The organism is Pseudorhodoplanes sp., assembly GCF_035565855.1.
Taxonomy (GTDB): Bacteria; Pseudomonadota; Alphaproteobacteria; order Rhizobiales; family Xanthobacteraceae; genus Pseudorhodoplanes.
This window is the reverse complement of the sequence record NZ_DATMRX010000153.1, coordinates 1-13,741: the sequence shown is the minus strand read 5'-3', so window position 1 is coordinate 13,741 and position 13,741 is coordinate 1. Positions and strand designations below refer to the sequence as shown.

Annotated in this window: 11 protein-coding genes; 2 read left to right on the top strand and 9 right to left on the bottom strand. The window is 63.6% G+C overall.

All coding sequences use genetic code 11. The annotated features are described in order from the left end of the window. Positions 1 to 329: GNAT family N-acetyltransferase (locus VN004_RS08445; RefSeq protein WP_325608901.1), on the top strand; the 329-nt coding region annotated here is incomplete at its 5' end. 65 nt (positions 330 to 394) lie between these two features. Here VN004_RS08445 and VN004_RS08440 read toward each other — a convergent pair. From VN004_RS08440 to VN004_RS08400, 9 genes are all read right to left on the bottom strand, one after another. Continuing rightward, the gene (locus VN004_RS08440) at positions 395 to 1,903 is read right to left on the bottom strand and encodes an exopolysaccharide biosynthesis polyprenyl glycosylphosphotransferase (protein ID WP_325608899.1); all 1,509 of its coding nucleotides are present in this window, start codon (positions 1,901 to 1,903) and stop codon (positions 395 to 397) included. Positions 1,904 to 1,946: 43 nt separating this feature from the next. Further along, entirely contained in the window at positions 1,947 to 2,993 is a 1,047-nt protein-coding gene (locus tag VN004_RS08435; RefSeq protein ID WP_325608897.1) for an NAD-dependent epimerase/dehydratase family protein, read from the bottom strand. Next, positions 2,984 to 4,201 carry an acyltransferase gene (locus VN004_RS08430; protein WP_325608895.1) on the bottom strand — a complete coding sequence of 406 codons (1,218 nt, stop codon included), beginning with the start codon at positions 4,199 to 4,201 and terminating at the stop codon, positions 2,984 to 2,986. The genes VN004_RS08435 and VN004_RS08430 overlap by 10 nt, the downstream gene beginning before the upstream one ends. A gap of 144 nt (positions 4,202 to 4,345) precedes the next feature. Then, positions 4,346 to 6,643, bottom strand: coding sequence for a right-handed parallel beta-helix repeat-containing protein (locus tag VN004_RS08425; RefSeq protein WP_325608893.1), 2,298 nt, complete (start codon positions 6,641 to 6,643; stop codon positions 4,346 to 4,348). Beyond that, positions 6,640 to 7,059 carry a hypothetical protein gene (locus VN004_RS08420; RefSeq protein WP_325608891.1) on the bottom strand — a complete coding sequence of 140 codons (420 nt, stop codon included), beginning with the start codon at positions 7,057 to 7,059 and terminating at the stop codon, positions 6,640 to 6,642. Before VN004_RS08420 ends, VN004_RS08425 begins: the two co-directional genes overlap by 4 nt. Then, the gene (locus tag VN004_RS08415; protein WP_325608889.1) at positions 7,037 to 8,275 is read right to left on the bottom strand and encodes a lipopolysaccharide biosynthesis protein; all 1,239 of its coding nucleotides are present in this window, start codon (positions 8,273 to 8,275) and stop codon (positions 7,037 to 7,039) included. The genes VN004_RS08420 and VN004_RS08415 overlap by 23 nt, the downstream gene beginning before the upstream one ends. A 41-nt stretch (positions 8,276 to 8,316) precedes the next feature. Next, a complete protein-coding gene (locus VN004_RS08410) occupies positions 8,317 to 10,041 on the bottom strand; it encodes a Wzz/FepE/Etk N-terminal domain-containing protein (protein WP_325608903.1) in 1,725 nt (574 codons plus the stop codon). A 133-nt stretch (positions 10,042 to 10,174) separates the two neighbouring features. Next, on the bottom strand, positions 10,175 to 11,578 hold the full coding sequence (locus VN004_RS08405; protein ID WP_325608887.1) for a mannose-1-phosphate guanylyltransferase/mannose-6-phosphate isomerase: 1,404 nt from the start codon (positions 11,576 to 11,578) through the stop codon (positions 10,175 to 10,177). A 33-nt stretch (positions 11,579 to 11,611) separates the two neighbouring features. Next, the gene (locus tag VN004_RS08400) at positions 11,612 to 12,964 is read right to left on the bottom strand and encodes a polysaccharide biosynthesis/export family protein (RefSeq protein ID WP_325608885.1); all 1,353 of its coding nucleotides are present in this window, start codon (positions 12,962 to 12,964) and stop codon (positions 11,612 to 11,614) included. A gap of 466 nt (positions 12,965 to 13,430) precedes the next feature. On the opposite strand from VN004_RS08400, the gene VN004_RS08395 reads away from it, so the two are divergent. After that, a partial coding sequence (locus VN004_RS08395) for a WecB/TagA/CpsF family glycosyltransferase (protein WP_414710250.1) occupies positions 13,431 to 13,741 on the top strand: 311 nt, incomplete at its 3' end.

Sequence of the window (13,741 nt, the reverse complement as noted above, 5' to 3'; positions counted from 1 at the left end):
CGCTGACGCAGAGTTACGATTCCCGCTTCGCCGAGCATGCACCGGGGCGGCTGTTGACGTGGCAATTCATGGACCACTGCGCCGCCTCCAACATCCACATGCTGGACTTCCTCGCGCCGGCCCACCAATACAAGCGCGAGTGGTCCACCGGCGAAATCGCCGTGTCCGATTATCTCGTTCCATTGACGATCAAAGGCTCGCTGCTCGCCGCCACGCTGGGGTGCGCCCGGCCGGCGCTGAAGCGCCTTTATCGCAGCATGCCCGCGTCTCTCCGCTCCTACGCCATGCGGCTCGCCAGCGGACGCCGGCACCCCATCCAACAATATTGAGCGGTATCGCCTTCGCCTGCTTTTATCTTGATTAGCTGAATTATCTGGCGTGCCACGGGGGTGGCCTATTTAGCGCCCTGCCCGCGGATCACCGCCGGCAGCGTCGCCACCAGCACATACAAATCGAACCAAAGCGAATGATGGCGGATATAGAAGCTGTCCTGTGCGCGCTGGGCGGCCAAATCGCCATCGCTACGGCTGGAAATCTGCCAGAATCCGGTTAGCCCCGGCGGCACGCTCAAGCGGAGCGCACGAAACTCCGCGTCGAAGGCATCCAGATGATAGGCTGGAAACGGCCGAGGCCCGACCAAGCTCATGTCGCCACGGATGACGTTCCAGATTTGCGGCAATTCGTCCAGGCTCGTGCGCCGAAGGAAACGACCGATTCCGGGCAGGATGCGCGGATCGTTCTGCAGCTTGAAATGCTGCTGCCATTGCGCGCGAGCGTCCGGATCGGCCTCGAGCACCTGCTGCAATCGCTGCTCGGCGTCGCCATACATGGTGCGAAGCTTGAGCACGCCGATCGCCTTGCCGCCGCGCCCGACCCGGCGCTGCCGATAAAACGCCGGCCCCGGATCCGCAAGCTTCACGATCAGCGCCAACAGGCCGATCACCGGCGCGCACAGCATCGCCAGCGGCAATGCCGCCGCCAGATCGACGCCGCGCTTGAGCGCTGCGCTCGCAACCGGCGCCGCACCGCCCATTTCAAGCGCGACACAACCGTCAAAATGACGAACCTGCACGCCGAAGGTCGGGAACAATCCCGTCTTGGTCATCACAAGGATCCGCTCGACTCCGAGCCGGTAAAGCACAGCCGGATCATCCGGCAGGGCGCGCGCATCGAGGGCGATCAGCACCTCGAAACCGAGTGTCGCCCGGGCCCCGCCAAGCGAGCCAAGCGTCCCAAGCATGGGGAGCGCGGAGTCGTCGCCGGCGGCTACACTATGAGCGGCACGGTGCGCCGGCCGCCGGCCAGGACCGATGATCCCAATGGGCTCAAGACCCCATTCAGGATGCGAGCGAAGCCAATGCGCGTACGAACTCGCGGCCGCGGCATCGCCAAGGATCGCCGCCTTCGCGCACCAAAGTCCACGACGGGCAAGACGTACCCTCACCGCATGCTCGGCCCATGCCCCGAGTACCAACGCGAGCGCGGCGCAGGCAGGAACGATCGTCGCCGCCTGCAGCGGGTTCTCGCGCAGAAACAGCAACGCGCCGGAAAACAGGAAAAGAAGCGCGGCATTGGCCCGCAGCCGGAACCGCTCGATCGGGTTTCGGACCGCGGCGCGATCGCGGTAAAGACCCGCGACGCAGCAGCTTCCAATCAACAACAGCAGCAGGATTGCGATGTTGGATTGCGGCCAAGCCGCAATCCCGATTGTTTTAGCAGCACCGGCGACGACTACCGTCGTGGCCACCGCCCCGCTAGCGACATCGCCGGCAAAGAGCCAGGCGGCGACGGTGCGCCGCCTGGCTGCATCCGACGCACGCGCACCGCCACGCGGGGAGCCCGGCCGGGGGAGCGCCCTGCCCGGAGGCGGCAGGGCCGGGATGTGCAGTCGGGCATCGGACATCGCGAACCGATCCGCAACACGCTGAAAGCGATGGCCGGGCCGATTACCCGACAGCGGCTGTCGCACCGGCAAAGTCCGGCTGGCGCGACTTTTCCTGAGACACTTGGGACGCGATCCAACTGTAGGTCGGTATCAGACCCTTGCGCAGCGGCGTGCTTGGCTCCCACTGCAACACGCGGCGAAGCAGAGTGTTGTCGCTGTTGCGGCCGCGCACGCCCTGAGGCTTGGTCCGGTCGTGCGTAAGATTCAGCGCCTTGCCGGATATATCGATTACGATTTTGGCCAGTTCGTCCACGCTGACCAGCTCGTCGGTGCCGAGATTGAGCGGCCTGACGAAGCCGGATTGCATGATGCGGTAAATGCCTTCGACGCAATCATCGACATACATGAACGAACGGGTCTGCTTGCCGTCGCCCCATACCGTGATCTGGTCGCCGCTATAAGCCCGCGCCACCTTGCGGCACATCGCGGCCGGAGCCTTCTCGCGCCCGCCATCGTAAGTCCCCTGCGGGCCGTAGACATTGTGGAAGCGCACCACGCGCGTGGCGAGGCCATAATCCTCGCGGTAGTACTGGCAGAGTTTCTCCATATAGAGCTTTTCGAGACCGTAACCCTCTTCCGGCTCGGCCGGCCACGCATCCTCCTCACGCAGTGGCGTGACATCCGGCGACGTCTGCAGGTCGTGGCGATAGACGCAGGCCGACGACGAGAACAGGAACGAATCCACGCGCTCTTGCCGTGCGGCATCCAGCATGTGGATGTTCATCAGCGAATTGTTGCGAGAGATTTCGGCATGCGAGCCGGTGATATAGCCGATGCCGCCCATATCGGCGGCCAGGTGGTAAACGACATTCATGCGACTGGTGGCGGCGAGGCAGTTCGCCGCTTCGCGCAGGTCGAGAACCAGGAACTCGTCGGCATCGCTTTCGCCGTATTCCGGCCGCTTGATGTCCACGCCGCGAACGCGGTAGCCGTTCGCCTTGAGATACGAAACCAGGTGGTGGCCGATGAAGCCGCCCGCGCCCGTCACGAGCGCCCACGGCATAGGTGTCTTGGATGTCTTGATGGTTTCCTTGCGCGCTATCGCCATTTGCCGTCCTCCGAGTCGTGTTGCATCGGGGGCCTCACGTTAGGAGTCGTGGCGCCCACCTCAAGCGGAACGACGAAGTAGCTCGAACGCGCCTGCGGCTGTGCCTGTGGCATCGGCGTCGGGTCGCTCAAGCGTCCAACCCGCGGACGCAGCAACCGATCGAGCGGCGCTTCCGCGTAGCGGAAGCAGGCCCAAGCAAACACGATGGCGGCGCCGATCCCGACAAACCGCAGCCCCCAGTCGAGAGCCGCCGGGAACATCAATGCGCCGGCGACCTTGCCGAAGCCCGACAGCACAAACCAGTGCGAGAGATAGAGACTGTAGGAGGCGTCGCCCAAGGCCGAGCCGAGACGATTGACGGCGCAATCGCGCTGGAACACGGGTCGGAACACGCGCGCCAGCAGAAAGATGCCGCCCGCCACCGCCATACGCAGCACCAGATAGCGGTCCAGCGGATCGGCAACCGCCAGGGCGACAATCCAGACAAACGCCGCGATCGCGAGCGTCTTCGCCCAGGCTGACCGCGTTTGCCATCGGTCGACCGTGCAGAGGGCCCAACCGAACGCAAACAGCAGCAAATAGGGGCTGAGGAGATGGTAGTCCCATACGCGGGAAACCGGGCCCGTACCCAGGACAAGGCCGGCGGTGCCCGCGAGAACCAGCGGATAGACGATGGCGTTCCCCGGCCGCCTCATCGCTACACTGGCAAACGACAGCGCCACCGCCAATGCGGCATAGAAGATCATTTCGATCTCGAGCGACCAACCCACGCCGAGGATCGGATAGCGATGCTGCGGCAGCATCAGATAGGAACGGACGATCGTACCGGCATTGAGCTCCAGCTCGTTCAGCCGCCACGATGGATTCAGCAAATAGGCCACGATGACGAGGCTGGTGAAGACCCAGTACATCGGGGCCAACCGGGCGATCCGCCCGTACATGAACTGCGCACCGCTCCTGTAGCTCGGCAGGCGCAGGCACATCACGTAGCCGGAGACGATGAAGAAGACTTCGACACCCAGGCCGCCGAGCGGGCGGTACCATTCGATGTTCGACACCGACAGGGGCGAGATATTCTTCGTGATGAGGTCGCTGTGCCAAATGGCAACCTCGAGCGCCGCAACGGCGCGAAGCCACTGAATGTCGTTGAGCTTTACGGCCTTCTGGGGCTTTTTCACAGGAACGTGTATAGCGTCGTGCGGCGCCAACACAGCGCACTCTTGCGCAGTACTGCCTCCGCTGGAGGAGTACCCCTTCCATGCGCGGAGTGTTCTCGATAGCGCGGCTCATGCCCCGGCCGGGATGCAATCGCCGTCGGCGGATAAGGTGAGTCCTTCAACGCGAACGATGCTTCAGCATCCGCAATGAACGCTGGCCTTGCGGCGGGCGATCTCGTCCGCGGTCGCGGCAAAATTGTTGGTGATCACGCCCTCGACCCGCTGGCAATACTTCGGCCCCTTCCACCACGGATTGGGAGCGCCACGCGCGGCGATCCAATGGACCAGGTTGTTCTTCACGACGATATTGCGGCATTCGGGCGGCTCCTGCCGCCACACCGAGATGCCGACATTGGTGAACGGCTGCCGTCGAGCGACAACGACGTTTCCGCTGACCTCGATATCGTGCTCACCGGCGACACCGATCCCGTACTGGCCCGGATCCTCCAGGACGTTATCGCGCGCAACGAGATACGAGCCTCCGGCATCGCCGAGCATGATGCCTCCCCCCGACGGACTCGGACCGCCGCCGACAAGGGTGTTGCGCTCGATGAGGATCGGCGATTGCGCCGTTCCCGACGATTTGTAGATGCTGATCGCGTCTTCCGGTTGGCCTCGACCCGGCTCGTTGATGCCGGTGTTGCAACTGATGACGTTTCCAGCTCCGTAAACCTTGTCGAACTGGACAAACTGCCCGCGTGGAATCGGGCCGCGGGGATTGCGCAAACGGTTGCAGCGGACGGTCACGGCCTGCGAGCCCTGTACCGAAACGCTGGTGATATTGTCGTCGATCGTATTGCGCTCGATCGTCACATTCTCCGAATTGAGGATGAAAATGCCGCTGCCGCCGGTGCCCTCGATCGTGACATTGCGAATGACGACATTGCGGCTGGCGAAGACGTCGATCCCGTGTCCGCCACATGGACCGATGCGCATATTCTCGATCGTCACGTCGGTCTTGTCCTTGATGGCAAGACAAGGGCCCTCGCTGCTGGTCAGGGCATGAGATTGCACGCCGCCGCCCGGCGACTGCGCGAATGCCGACTCCGGAGGCAACAAGATCCACACCGCTGCCGCCACCCCCAGAGCCCGCATCGCGACAGGGTGGCGCAGGATCGAACGGTTCGGATACTTCGACCAATACACCATCGAACTGCCCAGGCCGACGCCGATCAACGTCCAGAACCAGATGCCGACCATCGGCCCCTCGATGGCGACATCGAACGTCGCATCGACGACGATGGCCAGCACATAGCAAGCAACGAACAAGAAGAACCCGGACCAGCCGACCTCGCCGTCGCGCCGCGACACGACCATGTTCCGAAACATCGTCGCAAACCATATCGCCAGCATCGTCAGCCACAGCGCGAGCCCGCTGACGCCGGAACGCGCCAAGAAGGTCATGTGGACGTTGTGCGGGCTGCGCAGCGGCGGCGTTCCGGGGCCGACCATGAAGTTGTCGATCTCAGCGAGGTTCGCGCCGAACCCCTTGCCGAACCAAAAATACTCCCCGTGAATGGTGTAGCTGATGATGTATTTCCACCACTCCAACCGCCATTCCTTCGTCCCGTCGAGATTGCCCGTGGTGGAATCGCCGAAGATGCTGGTCATGTTGGCGGCGAGCTGTGCGAGGTCGATGTTTCGTCCGCCCTCGATGCGCACGCTCAAGCCGACCACGGCCAGCGCGCCTCCGATCAGAAGCACCAGGCCGAGGAAGCCCGCGACCAGCCGGCCGTTGCGTGTGAGGACCGCGGCCAGGATCGCCGGCACGACAAAAGCCAACGTGCCGCCGCGGCTCAGCGCAAAGATGATGGCGACCCCGACGACGAGCATCACCGCCCACAGCTTGCCCGGCTTGTAGAAGCCGGCGAGCACAAAGGCCGTCACGCCGGCCATATGGGCGGCAAGCTCGCCAACGCGCAGCGACACCAGCGTGATGTCCGGGCGCGGCCACGTCGGCATGTGGGCCGCGAGCGGCGATATGAACACCGCTGCGACGGGCGGCACCATCACATAAGCGGCGGTAAAACGCCGGTAATGATGAACGATGCCGTCGATCAGAAACGGCCGCTCGATCAATGCGGCCGCCACCACGATGGCATAAAGCCCGTAAAGCGCGACGACGCCGTCGCGCACGGCATCGACACCGTAGCGCGGCACGCCCTGCACGACGCTGACCGTGATCCAAGCGATGAGGGCAAGCACCGCGACGCTGCCAAGCGAGGCCGTTGCCGCCACCATGCAGCCTCCGCACAACAGCGTGACCAAGCCGAAGACCAGGACGATCTCGCCGACGTACAGCGGCGGAACGCCGATATAGGCGAAACCCTTGCCGACAAATGCGTAGCCGACCAGCAACAGGCCCAGCATCATGGCGAATACATCGGTCGCCGACCGCCGCGGCCGATACACAAGGGTCGCCGCCGCTGTCATGAGCGCCCGCCGAGATAAACGATACCGAGCGCCCGGATGCCTTGCATGATCGGAATCAGGATGGGATGCCGGCTGTCGTGGATATGAAAGATGGTATTGGGGCGCACGGAAGCGAACAGATAGGCGAAGATGGCGCGGTCGATGCTCCAGCTTCGACCCGAATCCGCGCTGGCAAACACCGGCAGCACATCCACCGCGATATCCAGCGGCAACGGCATCGCCTCCCGCGAGCGCGTCGTGATGAGCACAATCCGCGAATCGTCTCCCGCCGAGGCTTCGCGGACGACCAGCGCGCGGGCCGCGAAATAGGCGGCCGACTGATGCGGCCGAATGGGGCTGCCGCAGACCACGAGATGACGAATATCGCGCCACCCTTTGCAGGATGGCGCCGTCTCAGGCTGGATGAGCATCGGCATCGAGCACCAGTCGTTTGAGGGTAAAGAAGGAAAACAACAGTCGAATCCCATTCGCGAGCGCGAGTGCTATCGCCGCGCCCGGCAGGCCGAACGCTGCGGCCAGCGGAAAGAAGGCGACGACCATGATGCCCATGCCGACGAGATTGATATTCAACGCCGTCCGCGGCGAATTGATGCCATGCAGGAACGAGCAAGCCATCTCGGAAATGTAATTGAACAGCAACGCCGCCCCGAGAATCTGCACGATGTCGGCGGCCTCCAGATATCGCGAACCCGAACCGTAAAGCAGCCACAACATCGTGGCCGGGCTCGCCATCACGAAGGCGTAATAGGCGGCGGTCGGCAAGAAGCCCAGCGACGCATAATGACGAACCGCGCGCCAGGCTGTGCCGACACCCTCCGACGACGCATGCGCTGCAGTCTGTGGGATCAGATTGCAGAGGCCGACCATGACCGGGTTGATCACGTTGACCACGTTGAACGCAGCCTGGAAGTCCGCGACATGAGATCGCCCGGCCACGAGCCCAACCATCCAGATCAGCGCATTGAAGCGCAGCGCCGTCACCAGGCTGCTGGCGAGCGACCATCGCCCGATGGACCAGTAGTCCTTCGCGGTGCGGCCAAGCGCATCCGGCCGGCGATATGCCGCGCCGACCTGGATGAACTGAATACACGCCCCGACCGCAGACGCAGCGGCGAACGCGAAGAACGCTGCCGGCAGCGTCAACATCCCTCCGAGTGCGAGAATCAGCACGCCGGCGGCCTGACCGAAATAAGTCACGGCATCCCCGATCACCGCCGCGCGATGACGGAACTCCGCAAAGAGAACGCGCCGCAGGGTTTCCTGCACCTGCCACAAGGCAAACCATGTCAACACGGAGGGGATCAGATCCCCTTCGCCAAAGATCATGAGGCCGATGCTGACCGTCCCCATCAACGGCAGCAGCGCGACGACCAGCAGGGACAGGCTTGACCAGATCATGTCGATCCGCTCGCCCACCGCCGCGGCGACCCGGATGGTGAAGGGATAGAAGATCAGCGTGGTGTTGAACACCTGCAGCAAGAGAAGGAGTGCGAAGATCAGCGCGAAAACGCCGTAGTCGGCGTTTGGCAGCAATCGCGCCAGCATGATATTCGCCGCGAACGAGCCCAGGCTCACCACGCCCTGGTCAATCAGGGTCCAAGACGCCCGGAACAGATGGACTCGTCCGAACATACCCTGTCCTTATCTGTGCCCCCTGTCCGCTGCGATGAGGCTTACGAGGAGAGCGAAGCGTAGAATCTGCCGTAGCGCGCGAGGTAGTAGCTCTGATCGTGCACAATCGCGTCGGCGTGCCGCCGCAGGCGCACGTTGGCAAGCACAACGCCCGATGCCGGCGTACCTGCCTCATGCAGGCGGCGAAGCGCCTGTGCGGCAGTCCGTGCAGGCGTCTTGCGCCAGTGCACCAGCAGCATCATGAGATCGGCATAGCGGGCGAGATGCATGGTTTCCGACAGCATCAGAACCGGCGGCGCCTTGATAATGACGATGTCATGACGCTTGCGGGCCGCGGCCATGTACTCGGCAAACCCTTCGCCGCCGATCAGCGTGCGCTGGCGGTCGCGTAACACGACGAGCTGGAAGGGCTGCGCCTTTCCGCCGTTGGTTGCGGTCGGCGCGTCATCGCCCACTTTGAGGTCAGATTTTGAGTCGGCGGCAGGCGGCGAGCTGGAGCGGCGCACAAGCCGATGCGGCTGTGTCTGCGGGGTCGCGTCGATCAGCAGAACGCGCTGGCCGTTTTCGGCCAGCACCCCTGCCAGCGTCGTCGCCAACAACGTCTTGCCTTCATCGGGCAGGCTCGATGTCAACACCACCACCCGGCAGCCCGGCTCCTTGATCTCAAGGCCCGCGTTGAGGGCGATCGAGCGCGCCGCCTCGTACAGCACGGCGCGCGCGCTGGCGCGCCAGTTGGCGCCGTCCGGCAGGATGCCGAAGCAGCGCACGCCAAGTCGATTGGCGACGGTCCACTCGTTCGTCAGCCGCGTATCGTAACGTTGCCGCAGCAGCATGAATGCCGATGCCAGCACGAGCGCACCGATCAACGCCAACACATAGACCGACTTCGGATTCGGCGTGACCGTGGCCGGCGATCCCTGCGCCGGAATGGCGATATCGGCGGTGAAATCGCCCAGTGCAACGGAGCGAATGGGCGTGGTCGGTCGGTTCGCCTCTTCAATGGTCCGCCCGATCTCTTCCAGTTGCGTGCTGGCCGCGAGATAGGTGGGAAACTTGTCGCCGAGCCGCAACCCGATCTGCGTGAGTTCCGCGCTCAGCCGCGCGCGTGTGGCCACCAGGCTCTGGATATGGCGCTCGCGCAGGTATTCCTGGGCCAGCGTGTTTGCCAGGCGTGCCGCCATCTGCGGCTCGGACCAGCGCGCACGGATGGCGATCACATACGATTTGCTGTCGTGATCGACGACAGAAATCCCCATTAGACGCGTGACCGCGCGCGCGAACGCATCGTCCTGCCCCTCCTCCGCGGCAACCGTCTGGCTGGCTGTCTTCGCAGGATGGCCGTCAAGGAACGCCAGCGTTCGCGACAACAATCCCGGCGGCGACGAAAATGCCGGGTCGTCAAACAGTTTCATTCGCGAGACGACATGCTCGGCCACAATACGCGAACGGGCGATCCGTGCCTCACTATCGACCACCGCCGCGGCATCGAGTGAGAATCGCGGCGTGCTTGCCGAGGAGCCGGCGGCAAAGTCGAACCGGATGACCGCCTCTGCGGTATAAGTCCGCGGACCGAAGCGCAGGAACAGCGTCGCCAGCGCAGCGGCGAGGATCGCGACCAGCATGAATGTCCAGCGGCGGTGCCACAATAGCCGCAATGCGCCGACGATCACCTCCTCATTGTGCAATCGCGGGTTTGAGACATAGTCGTTGCCAAGCCGCTCGCCGATCCCCTCGGTCAGGCGATCCAGTGGTTGGGGCGCGTGCATGCACCTGCTCCGCTCGCTTCCATCCGGCCCAGTTGGCCGGCTCGGCTCTATCCCGGCGGCTGCGCCGGCTATCCCATTGATGCCCATCCGCGCGGTAGGCGACAGCGTCGCGGAGAGGTAGCCCGTTGGCGCCTTAGGCCCGGTCGTAGACGTCTTCGAGCCGCACGATGTCGTCCTCGCCGAGGTAAGAGCCGCTCTGCACCTCGATCAATTCGACCGATGTCGAGCCGAAGTTCTCCAAACGATGGACGGCGCCCAGCGGAATATGGACATGCTCGTTGGGGCGAACGATGTCGCGGCGGTCATCGACCGTAACCGTCGCTTCGCCCGCGACGACAACCCAATGCTCCGCGCGATACCGATGCTTCTGCAACGATAACCGTCCGCCCGGATGCACCACGATCCGCTTGACCTGGAAGCCGTTGCCGCCATCGAGAACGCGATACCATCCCCACGGCCGATGCACGCGCGAATGCACGTCCGCCTGGCTGCGGCCGTGGCGGCGCAACTGCTCAACGAGTTGTTTCACTTCGCCCGATCTGCGGCGGTCGGCGACAAGAACCGCATCATCGGTCGCGACCACCACGACGCCTTCAAGATCGACCAGCGACACCAGCGGCCCGGTCGTCATCACGTAACAACCCTGGCTGTCGAGCAATTCCACGGTGCCCTTGGTCACGTTGCCGTCGGCATCCTTGGTGCCGAGGCCCCAGAGCGCATCCCACGAGCCGACGTCCGACCAGCCGCACGAAAACGGCACGACCGCGGCGCGGTCCGTCTTTTCCATCACCGCATAGTCGATCGATTGGGCCGTCGCCCGCCCGTATTCCGGCCCCATCAGCACGGCGCCGCCACTTGCGGTGCAACCGTCCAGCGCAGCCTCAAGCGCGGTCACCGTGTCCGGATCGAAGCGGCGATATTCGTCGAGCAGCGCATCGGCGCGGAACAGGAAGTTGCCGGAATTCCAAAGAAGGCCGGCGGCGACATAGGCCGCAGCCTTCTCGGCGGAGGGCTTTTCGGCGAAGCGAACCACTGCGGCGGCGGCGCCGGTGATGATCTCGCCCGGCTCGATATATCCATAGCCGGTTTCCGCGCGCGTCGGCACGACGCCGAAGGTAACAAGCCGGCCTGCCTGTGCCGCGGCGATGCCACCGGCGATGGCACGGCGAAAGCCTTGCGGGTCGCACACCACATGATCCGATGCCAGCACCAGGGCCAGTGCATCGGGATCCGAGCGGGTCAAGGCAAGACATGCCGCGGCAATCGCGGGACCGGAGTCACGGCGGGACGGTTCGATCAGGATATCGGCCGCGATCGACAGATCGGCGAGCTGCCGTTCGGCCAGGAAGCGATGGGCATGATTGGTGACGATCAGCGGCTGGCCGAACCCGCAGATTCCAGCGCGCAACACCGTATCCTGAAAGGTCGAGCGCTCGCCCAACAGAGCCGCGAACTGCTTGGGCATCGTATCGCGCGAGGCAGGCCACAGTCGCGCGCCGGCGCCGCCGCACAAGATCACTGGTCTGACCGTGGTCATGATTGCCTCTCTCCGACTTGGGCGGAACCTCGTTCAATTGGATGTCAGCTTCGGGCGAACACTATCGGCTGCGGGTGTAGGTGCGCGCGGCGCCGCGGCTGCCCGTGCATCCTTGCGAGGATTCTCCAACGCATCGCTTCCCGCATCGGCCACGGACGGCAGCGGATCGCCAACCCGGACAATGTCGCCAGGCTGCAGAGGAAAATCGCCGGCGGCATCGAACGCGACCGAAAGATTGGTTTTGCCGCGGACCACGGCGATCGCCGGCCGATTCACGTCCTGCTGTGCGGAAACCGAACCGATCTGAGACGAGCGTGCAACGCGAATACGATAGGCCGACGGAATCGAGACGCTCAATTCGAGCAGAGAGCGATCGACCTCCTGCAGCGCGGTGGTGGCGCGGCGGCGATAGTTGTTGCGCAATTCGCCGATACGGAATTTCAAGTCTCCTATGGTGTATTCCGCACGCAACGCCTCCGACCGCAGCCGCTCGATATTCCCGTCAAGGCGCGCTTCCTCGCGCTTGACCTCGATGTAATTCGGCTTGCGCACCAATCCGCTGCCCATCATGCTTTCATACTGCGCCACCATTTCGTGATTCAGATCGCGCTGCTTCTGCTCCAGCTTCTGCTGCAGCTTGACCGAAACGATCTCGGCCTCGAGCTTGGGGATTTGGCTCGCCAAGGCCTCGGCCTCCTGGCGCTGCGCCTGTCGCTCGGTCGCGAACGCGCGGCGCTCAGCCTCGACGAATTGCGCCAGCCGTTCGGGGTCAACGGAACCGGACAGGTCGGGAAAGGCCGGCGTGTCGTCCTCGTTCTGCTCGGCCACAAGCCGCGCACGACGAATGGTAAGAGCAGCGCGGCTGATCTCAAGTTGGCGAACGCGCTCCTCGGCCTGCAGCAATTCGGTCACGAGCGCGCCGCGACGATCCTCGGGAGCGCCGATGCCCCCGGCGAGCGCAATCGCGCCCAATGCCGACAGGCCTTGGCGATAGGGATATGATCCCGGAATACGCACCAGCCCCAACACATAGACGGGGCGAAAATCCGTGATGCGGATGCTGACCGCCGGATTGCGAACGTAGCCCCTGGTCAGGGCGGCCGCGATCCGCGCCTCGAGCTCAGCGGGCGTGAGCGCGTTCGCCGCGACGCTTCCGACGATGGGCAGACGCAGATTGCCGTCCTGATCGACAACGGCCTCGCCGGACAGTTCCGGCTGACCGAAAACGCTGACGGCAATGCGGTCACCGGGCGCAATACGATAGCCGCCCGATCCTCCGGCCTCGGCGGCAATGCCCGCGGCTGCGTTGCCCGTAGCGATAACAGCCAACGCCAATAGTGCGACCGCGTGATGGAACAACGGTCGTCGGCCGGCAGCGAAAGTCATGCAGCGTCCTCGGTTCATGTGCGGGGCCGGCTCGGCTCCGGACGCTTCGAGGCTACGAGATGAGCCCGACGTCGCCGAAATGAAAATCGGGAGGAGAACGGTGTCGAAAGGAGGTAGCTCGGTTGTGGGCGAAACCGGCGCCGTCAATTGTTCCGCCTCGACGCGAGGCAAGCCTTTCGAGGTAGGTCCGAGTTGAACAGAGCGCCCGATACGGAAAATCGTCCAAACAACGAATAAATGCCCAGCTATGAATACTGTCTTTTCATGGAACATTCACACGGATCATGGAACCGAAGCGATTTCGCGGGAGCGATCAAATAAAAAACATCAACGCGCGAGTATGATCGGAAGCGCAAATCGATATCACTACAGGCATTTCACACTTCATCGCCTGATGGTGGATGGTTATTACAACCAATGCTGTATTGTTTGCTGAGCGCAAAGTTGCTCATAATCCAACGTTTCGATGAAACTCGAATCCTTCCCAGAGGCGAGTGAAGTCATGTCGCTCAACGGTGAAACCGCTGAACGCAGCACGGAATCCGCCGATCGCGCATTTGTTCTTGGCGTAGGAATTAGTGCGACGACTTTGGACCGTGCTGCCGCCACGATCGATCGCTGGCTGATGACGCGCTCGCACAACTACGTCTGCGTCACCGGCGCGCATGGCGTGATCGAAAGCCGGCACGACCGGCAGCTTCGCGAGATTCACAACCGGGCGGGGCTGGCGGTCCCGGACGGAATGCCGCTCGTATTCATGGCGCGGCGGCTCGGCTT